We start from the raw sequence: 16599 nt of genomic DNA, 5'->3' as shown, positions 1-16599 counted from the left end.
AATTCCCGTAACGATCAGGCGCGGTGCATCAGCTTGAGCGCGGCGGTCAGGCGCAGGCTGCGCTTGCCGGCAAGCGCGGTGGCCTCGAGCACGGCCTGCTCTGCGTCATAGCTGCCGGAAAAGCCGATGCCGACCTCGTGGCCGCCGAAGATCGGATCGTCCTTGGCTGGCGTGTGCTCCTGATTGAGGATCTGGCCCTTCCAGCGGCCGTTCGCAGCGGTGTAGCTGCCGAGATAATAGAACGAGGCATCGCCGCCGAGGATGTGCCCCCGGTTCAGCAGCATCACGCCGGTGAGGCCGCCGTCGAGGCCATCGAGCATGCGCAGGTGAATCGAATAGAGGCCATCGGCGATGCCGGCCTCGCCAATGCCACCGGCGATCGGCACTTCGTCTTCCTTGATCGGCGTCATCAGCGACTGGAAGGGAACGCCGGGCAGCTCCTTCAGCTCGCCCTTGAAGCGATAGAGATCGCCGTCGGCAAAACCCTTTGCGATCAGCGTCGCATCATCGGTGCCGGCCATGGCGCGATAGTTCGGATCGGGATTGTGGCGGACGGTCTTGATGACGATGTCGACGCCGTCGGCGGTCTTCTCGTAGCTGCCGATATGGGCAAAGGCCGAATTGCCGCCGAGCATCTTGCCGCGGCCAGCATGCATCACGCTCCGGCCGACACTGTCGCCGAGCTGAAATCGTACCTTGTAGAAGCCTTCAAACACCAGCCGTCCCCGGCCCTGCGCGCATCCGAGGACACTCTATCCCGGTTTGGGCCGCGATGGACAGGCTTGATGCCGGCATGGCCGGCAGACCCACAACAAGCGCTGTCATCAGAATGCAAAAATCCGCCGGAGCCTTGCAGCTCCGGCGGATTGAGAGTCAACCCGGGCCAGCCCCCCAGCCCAGGCCGGGAGGATCTTAGGCGACCGCCTTCTTTTCGGTCGGCACGGACGAGATCGTCTTCAGGATCTGCGAAGCGATCTGGTATGGGTCGCCCTGCGAGTTCGGACGGCGGTCTTCCAGATAGCCCTTGTAGCCGTTGTTGGCGAAGGAATGCGGAACGCGGATCGAGGCACCACGGTCGGCAATGCCGTAGCTGAACTTGTTCCAGGGCGCGGTCTCGTGCTTGCCGGTCAGACGCTTGTCGTTGTCCGGGCCGTAGACGGCGATATGGTCCATGATGTTCTTGTCGAAGGCCGCCATCAGCGCCTCGAAGTACTCCTTGCCGCCGACCGTACGCATATACTCGGTCGAGAAATTGGCGTGCATGCCGGAGCCGTTCCAGTCGGTGTCGCCGAGCGGCTTGCAGTGGAACTCGATGTCGATGCCGTAGCTCTCGGTGAGGCGCAGCATCAAATAGCGAGCCATCCACATTTCGTCAGCGGCCCTCTTGGAGCCTTTGCCGAAGATCTGGAATTCCCACTGGCCCTTCGCAACTTCCGCGTTGATGCCTTCATGGTTGATGCCGGCCGCGAGGCAGAGATTGAGATGCTCTTCCACGATCTTGCGGGCGACGTCGCCGACGTTCGAGTAGCCGACGCCGGTGTAGTATGGACCCTGCGGCGCCGGATAACCCGAAGCCGGGAAGCCGAGCGGACGGCCGTCCTTGTAGAAGAAGTATTCCTGCTCGAAGCCGAACCAAGCGCCGGAATCGTCGAGGATGGTGGCGCGCTTGTTGGTCGAGTGCGGGGTCTTGCCATCGGGCATCATGACTTCGCACATCACGAGCGCGCCGTTCTCACGCGCGGCGTCGGGATAGACGGCGACCGGCTTCAGCACGCAATCGGAGCTGTGGCCTTCGGCCTGCTGGGTGGAGGAGCCATCGAAGCCCCAGAGCGGGAGCTGCTCGAGCGTCGGGAACGACGCGAATTCCTTGATCTGAGTTTTGCCGCGCAAGTTCGGAGTCGGCGTATATCCGTCGAGCCAGATGTACTCGAGCTTATACTTGGTCATTGAGCCTCTCTGTAGATGATGCGAAAGGTGGGGGCCGAAGGCCCCCGCACGTTGTTTCCCGGCCAACATCGGCCGTCCGTTTACAAGCATTTAACGTGCCAAAAGGCCGCACTGCGGTAGGTTATCCCCGGTCCTCGGGCGGCGCGATTTCTTCAGTGACGATCCACAGGCGCGTGCGTCAAAGCAGCGCACCTTTGCGTTACCCCGCACCGCAAAAATCCCGCTGAAATCGCACGATTCTGAAGCACCTGCGGTTGAATCCCAACCTGCGACTAAACCAGCGCCAATCGCTCGTAATTTTTGCGAAGTCGGCTGCCTTGTTCCAGCAACCTTCGGAACGGCTCAAGCGTTAGTCACCCCACCGGTGCCTTGGAGGGTGCAGAACCGCTATTGCCCACAAATTAGGCCAACAATGATTTCCTTTTCAGCACTTTGCATTTCGAGATGCACGGCCGATATGGAGAGTCCGGTAACCACAAGAAAACGAGTCGGGCGCACCATGGAGGTAAGCGCTTCGGCGTCAGGAGAGACAGAAATGATGAACAATAGTTTGAGCCAAGGTTCTGGCTCAGCCTCAGCCCAGATCTACCAATTCCCTGTCGGGGGCCGCGCGGCTCTCGGGGGGCGCCGCTACGGTGAGACCGGCCTTCCCGCCAATCATCTCTCGCTTCCCGTGAACGAGACGATCTGCAGCGGCAGCTGGTACCATCAGGAGGCCGTCGATGAAGCCAAGCCGAAATGGGATCGCTAATGCCTGCGTTCGGTTCAGTACCGCCGCGCCCTCACAAGCGCCCGGCGGAAGTTTGAAAAAGGGTCGAAACAACGAAGTTTCGGCCCTTTTTGATTCTTGCAGCGACAACGCCGTTCAGATCACCGCGCAGGCCGTCACCGGCCGCTTCAGATGCCTGACCGTGGTCGCCCCGGTCTTGCCAATCAACAGCGTGATTCCCGCCCCCGAATAGCGCGCGCCCGAGACCGTCAGCCTTTTGGCAAGCGTTACCGGTTCGCCGTCGATCTGGAGGAAGGCGCGCTTGTCGTCGTCATAAAACCCAACGATGAACTGCGTACCATCGACACAGCGATAGGTCTGAAAGGTCTGCGCATCGGCCTGCTGTGTGCGGCAAATTCCGCCCGCCAGCATGGTGATAGCCAAAACAATGGCCTTGTGCCGGTCCATGATCGCCCCCTGTAATAGCCCACAAGCAACATCGCAAAAGCTGATCGCAATAACTTAGGCTGATCTTATGTCAGACTCCCTCGCCCGCCACCTCAGCCTGCAAGGCGCCAGCAACTTTCGCGATCTTGGCGGCTATCCGACTGCCGACGGCCGCACCACGCGCTGGCGGCAAATCTTCCGCTCCAACCATCTCGGCCAGCTCACGGCCGCCGACATCGAGATCGTCCGCACGCTTGGGGTCCGAAGCGCGTTCGATTTCCGCGGCGTCGAGGAGCGTGCGGCCGGCGTCTGTGTGGTCAACGAGATCACCGTGCACTCGCTGCCGATCGAGCCGACGGTGGTGGCTTCACTGCGCGCCGAACTCGCCAGGGGCACGCTGACCGCTCCGGTCGCGCTGGACATCATGCGCGAGTCCTATCGCAACTATGTCCGCCACAACACGCGTAGTTTTCGCAACCTGTTCGGCCATCTCCTGGAGGACAGTGCGCCGCTCGTGATCCACTGCACCGCCGGCAAGGACCGCACCGGCTTTGCCAGCGCGCTGATCCTGCATGCGCTCGGCGTGCCCGACGACGTCATTGCCGAGGACTACCTGCTGACCAACACGTACTACAAGCGCGACGTGTCGAGCGCCGCGGATTTGCCCGCCGACGCTCTCAACGCGATCGGTTCCGTCGAGGCCTCTTACCTCGCGGCGGCTTTCGAGGCCGTCGGCAGCGAATATGGTGACCTCGAAACCTACTTGCGCGACGGCCTCCAGCTCGGCACAGCAGAACGGACCGCGCTGAAGGCGCGCTATCTGCAATCGTAGGCGGCGGGGCCGGGAGATCGATGATGCAAGACAAAGTTCTGATCGTAACCGGCGCGCTCGGCGCGCTTGGAAAAGTCGTCGCGGAGATCGCACAGTCGCGCGGCGCGCGCGTCGCCGGCATCGATCATGCGCCCTCGCAAGTCTCAGCCACGAACGAGCGCATCGAGATCGGCGGAGTCGATCTGTCCGACCCGGCGCAGGCGAAGACGGCCGTCGAAACGGCGGCCAAACATTTCGGCAAGCTCGATGCGCTGATCAACATCGCCGGCGGCTTTGCCTTCGAGACCGTCGGCGACGGCGACATCAAGACGTGGCAGCGCATGCATGCGCTCAACGTGATGACCGCCCTCAACGCCTCGCACGCGGCGCTGCCACACCTTGCTGCCTCGAAAGCGGGCCGCATCATCAACATCGGCGCCATGGGCGCGCTCCAGGCGGGCTCCGGCATGGGGCCCTATGCAGCGTCGAAGGCAGGCGTGCACCGCCTCACCGAAGCACTGGCCAGTGAATGGAAGGGCAAGGTCACCGTGAACGCGGTGCTGCCTTCGACCATCGACACCAAGGCCAACCGAGCCGACATGCCGAAAGCGGACTTCTCCAAATGGGTGACGCCGCAGGAACTCGCTGAAGTGATCCTGTTCCTCGCGAGCGATGCGGCAAGCGGCGTCACTGGCGCGCTGATCCCGGTGAGCGGCCGGGTGTAGGCTCGGTGGCCAGGCATCTTTTCCCGGGCCCCCTACACTGCTATATTTGAACAATGACAACCGAAGATATCGAACGAGCGATCGAACGACTTGCACCTGACGAATTGGCGCGGTTTCGTGCATGGTTCGAGCAGTTCGACGCAGAACGCTTTGATAGGGCCCTGGAGCAAAGCGCCCAGGCGGGCAAGCTCGATGCCTTTGCCGAGGAGGCGCTGAGCGCCTATCGCGCCGGCCAAACCCGCGACTTGTGAAACACACGGCGTCGCCGAGATTCTGGAAGGCTTATGTGGCTTTGCCGGCCGGTGTTCAGCGGCTGGCCGATGCCAACTTCAGACTCTTAAAGAACGACCCTACTCATCCCTCGCTTCAATTCAAACGGGTCGGACGATTTTGGTCCGCCAGAGTCGGACTGCGTTATCGCGCGCTGGCCGTCGAATCCGATGGAACCTATGTCTGGTTCTGGATCGGCTCGCACGCGGACTACGACCGTCTCATAGGCTGAAAGGCGTCAATCCGACACCAATAGCCGCAGATTGCCCCTGAAGCGGATGCTCTGCTTTCCCGCGAGCGCCATAGGCGATCTCATCGGTCCCCGCGCGCAAGATAACCGCACCATCTGTTCCCATCAAATGGCCCGTCAGCCCGAGTCCGATCCGGGCTAAACTGCCGGCAACTGATTCTCCGATCGGACGTCTTGTGGAAACCGCGCTTTACGTTCCCGTCAAACGCTTTCTCGAAGAGCTCGGCTTCACCGTGAAGGGCGAGATTGGCGGCTGCGATCTCGTTGGCCTAAGCTCCGGCGATCCGCCCGTGGTTGTGATTGGCGAGCTCAAGCTCGCCTTCAATCTCGAACTGATTTTGCAAGCGGTCGACCGCGCACCGGCCGGCGACGAAGTCTGGATCGCTGCAAAAATGTCGTCGCGCGGCAAGGGGCGCGAGAGTGATGCGCGCTATCGCAATCTCTGCCGACGCCTCGGCTTCGGTATGCTCGGGGTCACCGACCGCGGCCAGGTCGAGGTGCTGGTGAAGCCGCCGACGGCGGCACCGCGCCGCGAGCCGAAAACACGCTCGCGCCTCGTCGCCGAACATCAGCGCCGCCAGGGCGATCCCGTGCTCGGCGGCAGCACGCGTACGCCGATCATGACCGCCTATCGCCAGCAGGCGCTGGGCTGCGCCTCGGCACTTGCCGGAGGACCGCGGCCCGTGCGCGAACTGCGCGAGCGCTGCCCCGATGCCGGCAAGATTCTGCTGCATAATGTCTATGGCTGGTTCGAACGCGCCGAGCGCGGAATCTACGGGCTCACCGAGGCCGGACACGCGGCGCTGAGACGCTGGCCGCAGGCACCAATGAAGGACACCGTGCGCGAGGCATCCCTGCCCTAGCGGCATTCACATCGGGGAATTCGCATGATCGTCGTGACTGGAAGCGTGACGGCCCGGCCCGAGACCTTCGACGAGGCGCGCCGCCTCAGCCTCGAACACGTCCATCGTTCGCGACAGGAGCCCGGCTGCATCTCCCATGCGGTGCATGTCGACTGCGAGAATCCGCTCAAGCTGGTCTTCTTCGAGCAATGGGCCGACCGCGCAGCTCTCGCCGCACATTTTGCGGTATCAGCGTCCGGCGAAATCGTGCGGGCCTTGCGCTCACTCGCCGCAGGCCCAACCACGCTCGAACTTTACGACGCCAGCCGGCTTGAGAAGCTTTGAGTGCATAGCTGAGATGCCACACCGATTTCATATTGCAATGCAACATAAGCGGCACTAGGTATCCCGGATCGAAACGAGGCCCCTATGAGCGCAGACTGGAATACCAAGTACGGCACGCGGCGCGTGCGTCACGATCCGCCCACCCTGGACGAGGCGATTTTCGCCGCCGTCGGCATTACCGATGATCAGGAGCAGCAGGCCGAGATCGCCGCATCATTGATGGGGATGCCGCTTGATGTCGTGCAGGCCGAGGTCAAGAAGCAGGTCCGCACCAACAGCCGCATTACCTCCACCCGCGTGATCGCCGGCGAACAGGGCGCGCAGCGCTCGGTCGTGGTCGAACGCCGCGTCGTCCGCCGCTTCGGCAACGACAAGCGCACCGGCACGTAAGCGCTCTATTTCGTTAAAGGATATCAAAGCGGACCGGCCTTGCCGGTCCGCTTTTTGATTCAGGCGGCGCGATTGCCGTACATGCTGGAGATCAGCTTCCAGCAGGTCGAGTTGAAGTTGAGCAAGGCGCGGCTGGCCGTGAACGGCGCCGCGGCAAGATCAGCAAGCTCGGCCTCGGGCGTCTTGCCGAGATCGATCGTTCCGGTTGATTCGCCATGGCGGAATTGCAGGTTCGCGCCGAACTTCTTGGCGAGCGCGCGCATGGCGTGATTCTCGGCGCCCGTGGTGATGCGCAGACGCTTGAAGCCCTTCCAGCGCGCTTCCGCGATCAGGCGGCTGAACAATATCGTGCCGACGTTCTGGCGACGCGCCGAGGCTTCCACGCTGAAGGCAACTTCGGGAAGCGAATCATCCTCCGCCGGATGCAGCTCAGCCGCACCGCGGACCACGCCGTCGACGATATAGGCAACGATCACGGTACCATCCTCGGCGCAGCGGGCGGCGTATCGCTCGATAAAGCTGTCGTCGAGAAAGCCGTTGAAACGGTCGTGCCGGCTCGCGGCATCGAGCCGGAGCAGGTGATCGCGCAGAAGCGGCAATTCTTCCTGCTGGCTCAGCGTCCGCACATAGCCCGGAACGGATTTCGTGCGGGTCGTGTCTTCAAGTCCCAAGTCTACTTTGCGTGACAAGTCAAAACTCCTCTTGGTGTCCCTCGAGGAGGCGTTCGAATCCCTAGACCTCCAATATTGTGCATCGCAACATGTTTTTCAAGATGGGAACCTGCTCAAGTTAGAGGCATGGGAAGCGACCAATTCGTTAACAAAATCAAGGCCCCGTAATCATACGAGGACGAGCTGGGTCTGGGTCACCACGGCAACCAGCTTGCCATCCTCCGTCTCCAGTCGGGTCGTCCAGACCTGGGTCCGTCGTCCCCGGTGCACGGGAGTAGCGGTGGCGATGACAACGGTTCCCTCCTTGGCCCCGCCGATGAAGTTGGTCTTGCTCTCCAGCGTGGTCGTTCCCTTTGCGTCCTCCGGCAGGTTGATCACGGTCGCAGCCGCCCCGACGGAATCGGCCAGCGCCATCACCGCGCCGCCGTGGATGGTGTGATGAAGCGTGCACAGATCGGGCCTGACCGTCATCCGCGCCACCACGCGATCCTTCTCGGCTTCGACGAATTCGACGCCCTTGAGCTCGGCGAACGGCATCTTCATCGCTTTAAGTTTCTCAAGCGGCGTCATCAGATCTCCTCCCAATTCATTGTGCTCTCAACGTGAATTGCTCTGTGCGGCAAAGCAATGACGTCCGAGGTCATGGCCGTGCTGACATCGACACCGATATTTGCGCATATGGTCTCGCCATGCGCCACTTCCCGCCCCGCCGCATCGTCTGCCTGACCGAGGAGACCGTCGAAACGCTCTATCTGCTCGGCGAGCAGGATCGCATCGTTGGCGTCTCCGGCTACGCCGTTCGTGCGCCGCGAGAAGCCGCGGGTGTCGGCCTTCGTTTCGGCGGACATCCCAAAGGTTTTGGCGCTGGAACCGGACCTGGTGCTGGCCTTCTCCGATCTCCAGGCCGGCATTGTCGCCGATCTCGTGCGCGAAGGCGTCGACGTCCATGTCTTCAACCAGCGCGACGTCGCCGGGATCTTGGCGATGATCCGTACGCTGGGTGCGCTGGTCGGCGCTGCCGAGCGCGCGGACCGCCTCGCTCAGGATTTCGAACGTCGACTTGCGGAGGTGGCGGCGACACGCCGCCCGTCGCCGCGGCCAAAAGTCTATTTCGAGGAATGGGACGATCCGCTGATTTCGGGCATCGGCTGGGTGTCGGAGCTGATCGAGATCGCCGGCGGCGAGGACGTGTTTTGCGAGCTGCGCCATCGGCAGGCTGCGAAGGACCGCATCGTGTCGGCGGACGCGGTGCGCAAGGCAGCGCCCGACGTGATCCTCGCTTCATGGTGCGGCAAGAAGGTCGTCCCTGCCCGCATCCGCGAGCGCGACGGCTGGAATGAAATTCCGGCTGTGCGCAACGACCGCATCGTCGAGATCAAATCGTCGATCATCCTGCAGCCCGGGCCTGCGGCGCTGACGGATGGGCTCGATGCGATCGTGACGGCGCTGTGGGGAGCTCAAGTCACAGCATTCACAACCTGATACTCAGGCCGCCGCCACACCTCACCCGAAATCACCTCCTCGATGATCCCGGCCGCCTTCATCACCTCGTCCTCGCCGATATACAGCGGCGTAATCCCGAAGCGCATGATGTCGGGCGCGCGGAAATCGCCGATGACGCCGCGGGCGATCACCGCCTGCATGGCGGCGTAGCCGCCCTCGAAGGCGAAGGAGACTTGCGAGCCGCGGCGCTCATGCGCGCGTGGCGTGACCAGCTTCAAGGAAGGGCAGCGGCGTTCGACCTCCGCGATGAACAAATCGCCGAGCGCCAGCGAACACGCCCGAACCTCTCCGATATCGACACGATCCCAGATATCGAGTGAGGCCTCCAGCGCGGCCATCGCCAGCACCGGCGGAGTACCGACGCGCATACGCTCGATGCCGCCGGCCGGCTGATAGCCGAGATCGAAAGCGAATGGTTTTGCGTGGCCCATCCACCCGGACAGCGCGGCGCGCGCGCTGTCGGCGTGGCGTGGCGCGACATACAGAAACGCCGGCGCGCCGGGGCCGGCGTTGAGATATTTGTAGGTGCAGCCCGCAGCGAAATCCGCACCGCAGCCTGCCAGATCGACCGGCAGCGCCCCGGCCGAATGCGCGAGATCCCAGACCGTGACGATGCCGAGCGCATGCGCCTTCGCGGTCAGCTTCGCCATGTCGTGGCGACGGCCGGTGCGGTAATCAACCTCGGTGATGTAGAGGACCGCAATCTCCTCTGACAGCGCGGCCTCGATCTCCTCGGGCGCCACCAGGCGTAGTCGATGGCCGCGCCCGAGCGTCGCGATCAGGCCTTCGGCCATGTAGAGGTCGGTAGGGAAATTGCCGGCGTCCGACAGGATGACTTTGCGCGTCACGTTCATGTCGAGCGCGGCGGCAAGCGCCTGATAGACCTTCAACGACAGGGTGTCGCCCATCATCACCGAGCCGGCCTCTGCGCCGATCAGACGTGCGATCCGATCGCCGACACGGCGCGGTTGAACGTACCAGCCCGCGCTATTCCAGGCGCGGATCAGCTCATTGCCCCACTCGGCCGTGATGACACGGTTGACGCGCTCGGCGACACCAAGCGGCAGCGCGCCGAGCGAATTGCCGTCGAGATAGATCACGCCGTCAGGCAGATGGAACAGCGCCTTGGTGTCATCGTAGACGCGAAGTTTGGTCATGGGTATCTCTAGAGGATGGTACGGACGCGCCAGAGTTCGGGGAACAGCTCGATCTCAAGCATGCGCTTGAGATAGCTGACGCCGCCGGTGCCACCGGTACCGCGTTTGAAGCCGATGACGCGCTCGACCGTCGTCACATGGTTGAAGCGCCAGCGCCGGAAATAGTCTTCGAAATCGACCAGTTTCTCGGCGACCTCGTAGAGCATCCAATGCGTCTCAGGCGCTTCGTAGACCACACGCCAGGCCTGCAGCACGCCCTCGTTAAAGCTGTGGGTCTCGCGCACATCGCGCGCCAGCACCGCGGCCGGCATCTTGAGTCCATTGCGGTCGGCGAGCCGCAACACCTCGTCATAGAGGCTCGGCGTCGCAAGCTCAGCCTCAAGCAGCTGCGTCACTTCGAGGTCGTGCGCGTGCGGCTTCAGCATGGCGTGATTGCGGTTGCCGAGCAGATATTCGATCAGCCGGTACTGCCGCGACTGGAAGCCGGAGGACTGGCCGAGCTGCGAGCGGAAGCGCGTGTATTCGCTCGGCGTCATCGTGCGCAGCACGTCCCAGGCGCTGTTCAACTGCTCGAAGATGCGCGATACCCGCGCCAGCATCTTCATTGCTGGGGCCACCTCGTCCTTGGCGATCGCGCGGCGCGCGGCGGCTAGCTCGTGGATGGCAAGCCGCATCCACAGCTCCGTGGTCTGATGCTGGATGATGAACAGCATCTCGTCATGCGCTTCCGAGAGCGGATGTTGCGCGCCGAGGATTGCATCCAGCGCGAGATAGTTGCCATAGGACATGCGCCGGGCGAAATCGGTCTCGGCGCCTTCGCTTGTGGGATCGTAATCGCTGGACGTCATGGCAGGCCCTCTCGATCGATCATCCCGTTAGACACCTCGTCAATCGAGGCCGATCAGGCGCGCGGTGATCGGCGACGACGGATCCCTGAGCGCGTCGATCACGGTGAAATGGTTCAGTCCGGGATCGACGACGAGGCGCGTCTGCACGTCAAAACCGGTCCAGACATTGGCCATCAGGTCGGATTGGCGGATGAATTCGGGCCGCTCGCTGCCGCCGACCCAGGCCGTGACCGGCGAATGGCCGCGCGGCAGGTGCAGCGCCGCGCTTTCGAGCGTCGCCTCCTCCATGGTCATGCGCAGCGTCTCGTTCATCTTGGTCTTGAGCAGCGGCCGCAGATCATGCAGACCGCTGATCGAGAGCGTGCCGGAGATGCGATTAAAGACGGCGGGCTCAAGCCGGCTGTCGTCGCACAGCATGCGCGTGACCAGATGGCCGCCGGCGGAATGGCCGGCGAGCCGGATTGGACCCGCGACGAGCGAGGCCGCCTTGGCGATCGCGGCGCTGAGTTCGGCGGTGATGTCAGAGATGCGCGCGGCCGGTGTCAGCGTGTAACTCGGCAGCGCCACCGTCCAGCCATGGTGCCGCGCGCCTTCGGCCAGATCAGTCCATGTCGATTTGTCGAAGCGCATCCAGTAGCCGCCGTGGACGAACACGACGAGGCCCTTACTGTCGCCGTCGGGCAGGATCAGATCGAGACGCTGGCGCTCGGCCGATCCGTAGGCGATGTCGGAACGAAAACCCTTCAGTCCGGCGCGGTAAGCCGCTGCCCGCTCCGTCCACAGCGCCGGCAGTCTGTCCGAGCCCGGGATATGGGCAGAATTGGCGTAAGCATCATCCCAATCGCGCATCGTACTCCCTCGACGGACTCAGGCCTTGCGATCAGGCACCAGTCTGCCACCAGCGAAGCCCGCATCCTAGTCTTTATTTTAAGCTTAAAGTATCTGGGAGAGCCGGTGGATTGGGCAACGGGAGCTCCAAACGAGACGCCGTAGGTGGGCAAAGCGTAGCGTGCCCACCACCTGCGTCACGCAAAGGACAATTGGTGGGCACGGCGCAAGAGCGCCTTTGCCCACCCTACGGCAGAAGCGAATGGAGCCGCGCCTACGCCTTCTCCACCCCGCACCACTCCGCGATGAACAGCGCCATCGCCTTGGTCGTCTTCTTCAGCGATTCCAGATCGACGTATTCGTTAAAGCCGTGCATCTCGCCGCCGCTGGCGCCGAAGCACAGGCTCGGGATGCCATAGTTCAAGCCGTAGAAGCGGGTATCGGTGAGCGCGGTGAAGACGAGGTCCTCGACCGCGCCGCCATAGACCTTGTTGAAGGCCTTGCCGAACGCAGCCTCCGGCGCGGCGGAGTCGGTCAGCTCATAGCCTTCCGACAGGAAGCCGGACCATTCGACCTCCGGTGGATTGTTGGCGAGAAAGCGGTGGTTGCGCGAGGCAGCAGTGACGCAGGCCAGAATCTCTTTCTGGTGATCGGCCACCGACCAGCCCGGCAGGATGGCAATGCGGCAGTCGACGTCGCACCAGGCCGGCACGCTGGAGGCCCAATCGCCGCCCTTGATGATGCCGGGGTTGAAGTTGATGGGATGGTTCAGCGTCTTGAAGTGGCGATCGGCCTTGGCGCGCTCATTCCACTCGATCTCAAGCTTTTGCAGGGCATGGACGAGATGATAGGCCGCCATGATGGCGTTGGAGCCTGAGCCGGCAAAGGCGACGTGGGTCGGATGCCCCTTCACGCGCAGGCGAAACCAGATCACGCCGACCTGGGAGCGGACCATCTTGCCGGCGGTCGGCTCGGGAATGAAACAGGCATCGGCACGATAGCCGCGCTGCAACGTCGAGAGCGCGCCGACGCCGGTGCTCTCCTCCTCGATCACGGACTGGACGTGAATTCGCGCCGTCGGTGTGAACCCCGCGGCCTTGATCGCATCCAGCGCATAGAGCGCGCCGATCGTGCCCGACTTCATGTCGCAGGCACCGCGCCCGAACATCTTGCCGTCCTTGATGACCGGCGAGAACGGCGGGGTGTCCCACAATTCAAGCGGGCCCGCCGGCACCACGTCGCAGTGTCCCTGGAGGATCAGCGATTTGCCGGCCTCAGTCGTGGGACGATATGTGCCGACCACCGTGCGCGCCCTGGAGAAGTCATGCTCGATTGGTCCGAAGCCGCGCAGATCCTTGAGATCGTCGACATTGATGTGCCAGTCGTCGACCTCGTAGCCGCGCTCGCGCAGGAGGTCGCCGATCATGTCCTGGCACGGCCCCTCCGCCCCGCGGGTCGAAGGGATCGCAACGAAATCGCATGTGGTCGCAAGCTGGGCTTCGAAGCCGGCATCGACGGCGTCAAGAATCCTCTGCTGCGTCTCGGCATTCATCAGGCAACTCCAGGCATTCGAAGGGTCCAAGGAGCGCGCAAGCTAGCCGATTTTAGCCGTTCGGGTACTCCACAAAATAAGCATCCCGCAATGCGTCTTCGAGCAGCCGGCCCTCGGAATAGCCATTCAGCGTCGCAGGCCGGCTCACGCCGTCAAGCAGCCGCGGACACGGCTCCGGCGCGCCGATCACGGTGCGCACCGGAATGCGCTCGGCGTAGATCGGCAAGGCATAGTCTTCGTCGTCGTCGGCGACACCCTTGGCGCGGACTTTGGCCGAGGCCTCCTCGATCTCCATGGCGATGAAGGAGGTCGCCTTGATCTCCTGCGTATTGCTCGCCCGCAGGCTCGCGGTGCGATCCGGGAAGAAGCGGTCGACCATGGCGATCACCGCACGCTCTTTTTCCTCGGGGTCGGTGACGAGATAGGCGGTGCCGAACGCCATCACCGCGCGGTAGTCGGCCGAATGGTTGAAGCCGCAGCGCGCCAACACGAGGCTGTCGAGATGGGCGACCGTCAGGCACACCCGCTCACCCTTGGTCTGGTTGCGCAGCATGCGGCTGGCGCTCGAGCCGTGCCAGTAGAGCTTCGTCCCCTCGCGCCAGAAGAAGGTCGGCGTGCAATAGGGCTGGCCGTCGATTGCATAGGAGACGTGGCACAGCATCGAGGAATCCAGGATGCGATGAACGGTGTCGTGATCGTAGAAGCCGCGATCGTGACGGCGCTTGACCTGGTTGCGCGCGGACGTCGGATAGGAATTTGAGGTCTCGGTCTGGCTCACGGCCACTCCTGTCGGGATTGGAAGAATTCCAGACCAGTTGTAGCGACCGATTTGGTCTGCGATAGTGCCAATTCCATGCAAAAAATTCCGACCAATTCCTCCTCACCAGCCAAATCCCCTTCGCTGGCAAAGCCCGAGTTGCCGCTCGACCTCACCGGTCCGCACATCACGGCCGGCGCCTCCTCGGCGCACCGGCTCTATCAGGCGCTATGCGAGATGATCGTCGGCGGCCTGGTAAAACCCGGCGAGCCGTTGCCGCCGTCACGAACGCTGGCCAAGCAGACGGGCTTTCGCCGCAACGCTGTCGTCACCGCCTATGAGCGCCTGATCGCGGATGGTTTTGCGGAAGCAACCGTCGGCTCCGGCACGTTCGTCGCCGCGCGCATCCCGGCACGGGCTGCCGCATCCAAGAAGCCGAAGGCGGTTGTCGAGGCTCCTCGGCAAGGCGCGCTCTCGCTCGGCTGCACCCATATCGACGAGCGCGCGCTGCAACGCTTCCGTGCCTTTGTCGGCCGGCGCATGCGCGCCTTCGGCACCGAACATCTGCATTACGGCGACCCGCGCGGCAGCCGCGAGCTCCGCGTCGCGATCGCCGATCATCTGTTGTCGGCGCGGGGGCTGCGCTGCGACCCCGACCAGATCATGCTCACCTCCGGCACGCTGCATACGCTGCGCATCGTGCTCGGCACGATCCTGAAGGCGAACGATCAGGTCTGGTGCGAGGATCCCGGCTATCCCATTGCGCGCAGGACCATCGCGCAGTGCGGCTATCGCACTGTCCCCATTCCCGTCGACGCGCACGGCCTGCAAATCGCCAAGGGCCGCGCGGCTGCACCCTCCGCGCGCGCGGCCTATGTGACGCCGTCGCACCAGTTTCCGCTGGGCGTGCAGATGTCCATGCCGCGGCGGCTCGAACTGCTGGACTGGGCGAAACAGGCCGGTGCCTTCGTGTTCGAAGACGACTACGACAGTGAGTTCCGTTACGACGGCGCGCCGCTGATGTCGCTCGCCGGCATCGATCAGCTCCAGCGCGTGATCTACATGGGCACGTTCGCCAAAACGCTGTTTCCGGGCCTGCGCATCGGCTATTGCGCCCTGCCCGAGCGCCTGATCGCCGACGTAACGGCCGCGCGCGCCGCGCTCGACCGCTTTCCCGGAACACTGATGGAAGGCGCAGTGGCCGACATGCTCAATTCCGGCGCCTTCGCCGCAAACCTGAAGCGCGTGCGAAAACTCTATCGGGAGGCGCGGGACGCACTGGCCGAAACGCTCGAAGCCGCGTCCGACGGCGCGCTGTCGGTCCCGGTGCCCTCGCAGGGCCTGCACCTGGTCGCACGATTCGATCCGTCGGTTGCTCCTGCGATTGCCGCCGAGGCGAAGCAGGCGGCTGGCGCGGAAGGCTGGCTGCTGGCCGATACTTATGCGCGGGCGCGTCCGCTGCCGGGCTTCGTGCTTGGATTTTCCGGGCATGCGGTTCCGCAACTCGTCGCTTCCGCCGAGCGGCTTGCGCGGGAATCGCGCGCCGCCTTGCGTACCAAGAGAGGATCGGCCCGGCGGCGTGACAAAGGTTCCCTATGAGAATCGTGTACCGCTCCCTACATTGCGGCATCGATGCCGGGACCTCACATCATGTCACTCCGCCAAGCAGTCTGTCTTTCGCTCCTGATCTCCGCCGCGCTCGCGACGACGGTTCAAGCGGCCACGATCGGTCGCGAGCAGGACATCGTCGATCTCAAGCTTGGTCAGCGCGTGATGGTGGATGACGGGAGCTGCCCCGCCGGGCAGGTCAAGGAAGTGCGTGGTGCGAAGATGACCGATAAGGGCGTCCTGCGAACCAGTTCCTGTGTGGGCCGGTTCGGTCCGAAATCGAAGTAACAAGCATGATCCGGAAAAGCGTGAAGCGGATTTCCGACGAGATCATGCTCAAACAATAGAGCCCTACGACTTCGCGGGGTCGAACATGCACTGCAAGGTCGGCTTGGCGATCTTGGTGAAGGTCGCGCCGATCTCGCTTTGCTTTGCCGCCGGCACCCAATCGGTCTCGATTGTCGGTACACCGGTCTCGCTGATGCCGCGCAGCAGCGCCTCGCGCAGGTCGCGATCCTCAACGACCGCGGCGGCATGATCATGCAGACAACCACATACCTCTTCCGGATGCTCCCAACGCCCGAGCATGCGTGGCGCGCATTGGCGGACGAACTCGGTACGGGGATCGGGTAATCGGCTGGGAGAACGCACCTGCGCCTGGGCGGAGCTGATCGTCAGAACGGACATGAGCGCCGCAGCGCAGAACCGAAGGTGCATGATGGAATGTGCCGGCTGATTTTCTTGTTAATGATTAGAAGCGCGCGGCGATAACGATCGGCTGCGGCGCCGTGGTGGTGACCGGCGAGCCGCTGTACTGGAAGGTGCCGACACCCGGCAGATTGCCGTCGGGCGACCCTGCGAACGAGGAACCGGCGAGCACGAAGCCGAAAGCAAGGATGAAGCTGAGCGCGCGCATGGACTTGTCTCCAGGTTCCGTGG

At 63.3% G+C, this 16599-nt stretch carries 22 protein-coding genes and 1 pseudogene; 11 read left to right on the top strand and 12 right to left on the bottom strand.

Translation table 11 applies throughout. From position 1 onward, the window contains the following. Positions 1-14 precede the first annotated feature (14 nt). Together UB31_RS02175 and UB31_RS02170 are read right to left on the bottom strand one after the other, a co-directional pair. On the bottom strand, positions 15-716 hold the full coding sequence (locus UB31_RS02175; RefSeq protein WP_045009633.1) for a GrlR family regulatory protein: 702 nt from the start codon (positions 714-716) through the stop codon (positions 15-17). A 196-nt stretch (positions 717-912) separates the two neighbouring features. Further along, positions 913-1947, bottom strand: a complete 1035-nt coding sequence (locus UB31_RS02170; RefSeq protein WP_045000220.1) for a glutamine synthetase beta-grasp domain-containing protein — start codon at positions 1945-1947, stop codon at positions 913-915. A 535-nt stretch (positions 1948-2482) separates the two neighbouring features. On the opposite strand from UB31_RS02170, the gene UB31_RS02165 reads away from it, so the two are divergent. Beyond that, complete coding sequence (locus UB31_RS02165; protein WP_045000222.1) at positions 2483-2698, top strand: DUF2735 domain-containing protein; 216 nt, start codon at positions 2483-2485, stop codon at positions 2696-2698. A 114-nt stretch (positions 2699-2812) separates the two neighbouring features. Here the strand turns inward: UB31_RS02165 and UB31_RS02160 are convergent, their stop codons facing one another. Beyond that, entirely contained in the window at positions 2813-3124 is a 312-nt protein-coding gene (locus tag UB31_RS02160; RefSeq protein ID WP_045000224.1) for an MliC family protein, read from the bottom strand. Positions 3125-3191: 67 nt separating this feature from the next. Between UB31_RS02160 and UB31_RS02155 the strand changes: the two genes are divergently transcribed. The 7 genes from UB31_RS02155 to UB31_RS02130 all read left to right on the top strand — a co-directional run bounded on the left by UB31_RS02155 (position 3192) and on the right by UB31_RS02130 (position 6736). Then, entirely contained in the window at positions 3192-3935 is a 744-nt protein-coding gene (locus tag UB31_RS02155; protein ID WP_045009632.1) for a tyrosine-protein phosphatase, read from the top strand. A 23-nt stretch (positions 3936-3958) separates the two neighbouring features. Beyond that, a complete protein-coding gene (locus tag UB31_RS02150) occupies positions 3959-4639 on the top strand; it encodes an SDR family oxidoreductase (protein ID WP_045001099.1) in 681 nt (226 codons plus the stop codon). A gap of 53 nt (positions 4640-4692) precedes the next feature. Then, positions 4693-4890 carry a hypothetical protein gene (locus tag UB31_RS02145; protein WP_045009631.1) on the top strand — a complete coding sequence of 66 codons (198 nt, stop codon included), beginning with the start codon at positions 4693-4695 and terminating at the stop codon, positions 4888-4890. Next, positions 4887-5141, top strand: coding sequence for a ParE family toxin-like protein (locus UB31_RS42440; RefSeq protein ID WP_082078372.1), 255 nt, complete (start codon positions 4887-4889; stop codon positions 5139-5141). Before UB31_RS02145 ends, UB31_RS42440 begins: the two co-directional genes overlap by 4 nt. A 194-nt stretch (positions 5142-5335) precedes the next feature. Further along, positions 5336-6022: a DUF2161 domain-containing phosphodiesterase gene (locus UB31_RS02140; RefSeq protein WP_045009630.1), complete on the top strand. Its 687-nt coding sequence runs from the start codon at positions 5336-5338 to the stop codon at positions 6020-6022. 24 nt (positions 6023-6046) lie between these two features. After that, on the top strand, positions 6047-6346 hold the full coding sequence (locus UB31_RS02135) for a putative quinol monooxygenase (RefSeq protein WP_045009629.1): 300 nt from the start codon (positions 6047-6049) through the stop codon (positions 6344-6346). Positions 6347-6430: 84 nt separating this feature from the next. Then, positions 6431-6736, top strand: coding sequence for a hypothetical protein (locus UB31_RS02130; RefSeq protein WP_045000231.1), 306 nt, complete (start codon positions 6431-6433; stop codon positions 6734-6736). Between the two features lie 59 nt (positions 6737-6795). Here the strand turns inward: UB31_RS02130 and UB31_RS02125 are convergent, their stop codons facing one another. Then, positions 6796-7407, bottom strand: a complete 612-nt coding sequence (locus UB31_RS02125; RefSeq protein WP_045009628.1) for a GNAT family N-acetyltransferase — start codon at positions 7405-7407, stop codon at positions 6796-6798. Between the two features lie 168 nt (positions 7408-7575). Further along, entirely contained in the window at positions 7576-7977 is a 402-nt protein-coding gene (locus UB31_RS02120; RefSeq protein WP_045009627.1) for a PaaI family thioesterase, read from the bottom strand. 119 nt (positions 7978-8096) lie between these two features. Between UB31_RS02120 and UB31_RS02115 the strand changes: the two are divergent. Continuing rightward, positions 8097-8889: pseudogene (locus UB31_RS02115) on the top strand (cobalamin-binding protein). Here the strand turns inward: UB31_RS02115 and kynU are convergent. The 5 genes from kynU to UB31_RS02090 all read right to left on the bottom strand — a co-directional run bounded on the left by kynU (position 8865) and on the right by UB31_RS02090 (position 14073). Next, positions 8865-10067 (bottom strand): kynureninase, encoded by a 1203-nt coding sequence (gene kynU / locus UB31_RS02110; protein ID WP_045009626.1) that lies wholly within the window; start codon positions 10065-10067, stop codon positions 8865-8867. The pseudogene UB31_RS02115 and the gene kynU overlap by 25 nt on opposite strands. Before the next feature lie 8 nt (positions 10068-10075). After that, positions 10076-10915 carry a tryptophan 2,3-dioxygenase gene (gene kynA, locus UB31_RS02105; RefSeq protein ID WP_045000241.1) on the bottom strand — a complete coding sequence of 280 codons (840 nt, stop codon included), beginning with the start codon at positions 10913-10915 and terminating at the stop codon, positions 10076-10078. A 39-nt stretch (positions 10916-10954) separates the two neighbouring features. After that, entirely contained in the window at positions 10955-11764 is an 810-nt protein-coding gene (locus UB31_RS02100) for a hormone-sensitive lipase (protein ID WP_045009625.1), read from the bottom strand. 253 nt (positions 11765-12017) lie between these two features. Beyond that, a complete protein-coding gene (locus UB31_RS02095; protein WP_045009624.1) occupies positions 12018-13295 on the bottom strand; it encodes an ArgE/DapE family deacylase in 1278 nt (425 codons plus the stop codon). Between the two features lie 52 nt (positions 13296-13347). Beyond that, positions 13348-14073, bottom strand: coding sequence for a pyridoxamine 5'-phosphate oxidase family protein (locus tag UB31_RS02090; protein ID WP_045009660.1), 726 nt, complete (start codon positions 14071-14073; stop codon positions 13348-13350). A gap of 75 nt (positions 14074-14148) precedes the next feature. Here UB31_RS02090 and pdxR point away from each other — a divergent pair, with 75 nt between their 5' ends. Then, entirely contained in the window at positions 14149-15651 is a 1503-nt protein-coding gene (pdxR, locus tag UB31_RS02085; RefSeq protein WP_045009623.1) for a MocR-like pyridoxine biosynthesis transcription factor PdxR, read from the top strand. A 51-nt stretch (positions 15652-15702) separates the two neighbouring features. Next, a complete protein-coding gene (locus tag UB31_RS02080) occupies positions 15703-15948 on the top strand; it encodes a DUF6719 family protein (RefSeq protein ID WP_045009622.1) in 246 nt (81 codons plus the stop codon). 63 nt (positions 15949-16011) lie between these two features. Here the strand turns inward: UB31_RS02080 and UB31_RS02075 are convergent, their stop codons facing one another. Both UB31_RS02075 and UB31_RS42025 read right to left on the bottom strand, forming a co-directional pair. Further along, positions 16012-16377: a hypothetical protein gene (locus UB31_RS02075; RefSeq protein ID WP_045000248.1), complete on the bottom strand. Its 366-nt coding sequence runs from the start codon at positions 16375-16377 to the stop codon at positions 16012-16014. Positions 16378-16411: 34 nt separating this feature from the next. After that, positions 16412-16576, bottom strand: coding sequence for a hypothetical protein (locus UB31_RS42025; protein ID WP_197090756.1), 165 nt, complete (start codon positions 16574-16576; stop codon positions 16412-16414). Between the last annotated feature and the right edge of the window lie 23 nt (positions 16577-16599).

The organism is Bradyrhizobium sp. LTSP849, assembly GCF_000938255.1.
GTDB lineage: Bacteria > Pseudomonadota > Alphaproteobacteria > Rhizobiales > Xanthobacteraceae > Bradyrhizobium.
Note: the sequence above shows the minus strand (reverse complement) of the source record. Positions and strands in the feature narration are given on the sequence as shown.

Excerpts from the sequence above, each read along its gene's own strand:
- UB31_RS02170 (WP_045000220.1), bottom strand. The coding sequence starts at position 1,947 with ATGACCAAGTATAAGCTCGAGTACATCTGGCTCGACGGATATACGCCG.
- UB31_RS02165 (WP_045000222.1), top strand. The coding sequence starts at position 2,483 with ATGATGAACAATAGTTTGAGCCAAGGTTCTGGCTCAGCCTCAGCCCAG.
- UB31_RS02160 (WP_045000224.1), bottom strand. The coding sequence starts at position 3,124 with ATGGACCGGCACAAGGCCATTGTTTTGGCTATCACCATGCTGGCGGGC.
- UB31_RS02155 (WP_045009632.1), top strand. The coding sequence starts at position 3,192 with ATGTCAGACTCCCTCGCCCGCCACCTCAGCCTGCAAGGCGCCAGCAAC.
- UB31_RS02150 (WP_045001099.1), top strand. The coding sequence starts at position 3,959 with ATGCAAGACAAAGTTCTGATCGTAACCGGCGCGCTCGGCGCGCTTGGA.
- UB31_RS02145 (WP_045009631.1), top strand. The coding sequence starts at position 4,693 with ATGACAACCGAAGATATCGAACGAGCGATCGAACGACTTGCACCTGAC.
- UB31_RS02135 (WP_045009629.1), top strand. The coding sequence starts at position 6,047 with ATGATCGTCGTGACTGGAAGCGTGACGGCCCGGCCCGAGACCTTCGAC.
- UB31_RS02130 (WP_045000231.1), top strand. The coding sequence starts at position 6,431 with ATGAGCGCAGACTGGAATACCAAGTACGGCACGCGGCGCGTGCGTCAC.
- UB31_RS02120 (WP_045009627.1), bottom strand. The coding sequence starts at position 7,977 with ATGACGCCGCTTGAGAAACTTAAAGCGATGAAGATGCCGTTCGCCGAG.
- kynU (WP_045009626.1), bottom strand. The coding sequence starts at position 10,067 with ATGACCAAACTTCGCGTCTACGATGACACCAAGGCGCTGTTCCATCTG.
- kynA (WP_045000241.1), bottom strand. The coding sequence starts at position 10,915 with ATGACGTCCAGCGATTACGATCCCACAAGCGAAGGCGCCGAGACCGAT.
- UB31_RS02100 (WP_045009625.1), bottom strand. The coding sequence starts at position 11,764 with ATGCGCGATTGGGATGATGCTTACGCCAATTCTGCCCATATCCCGGGC.
- UB31_RS02095 (WP_045009624.1), bottom strand. The coding sequence starts at position 13,295 with ATGAATGCCGAGACGCAGCAGAGGATTCTTGACGCCGTCGATGCCGGC.
- pdxR (WP_045009623.1), top strand. The coding sequence starts at position 14,149 with ATGCAAAAAATTCCGACCAATTCCTCCTCACCAGCCAAATCCCCTTCG.
- UB31_RS02080 (WP_045009622.1), top strand. The coding sequence starts at position 15,703 with ATGTCACTCCGCCAAGCAGTCTGTCTTTCGCTCCTGATCTCCGCCGCG.
- UB31_RS02075 (WP_045000248.1), bottom strand. The coding sequence starts at position 16,377 with ATGCACCTTCGGTTCTGCGCTGCGGCGCTCATGTCCGTTCTGACGATC.
- UB31_RS42025 (WP_197090756.1), bottom strand. The coding sequence starts at position 16,576 with ATGCGCGCGCTCAGCTTCATCCTTGCTTTCGGCTTCGTGCTCGCCGGT.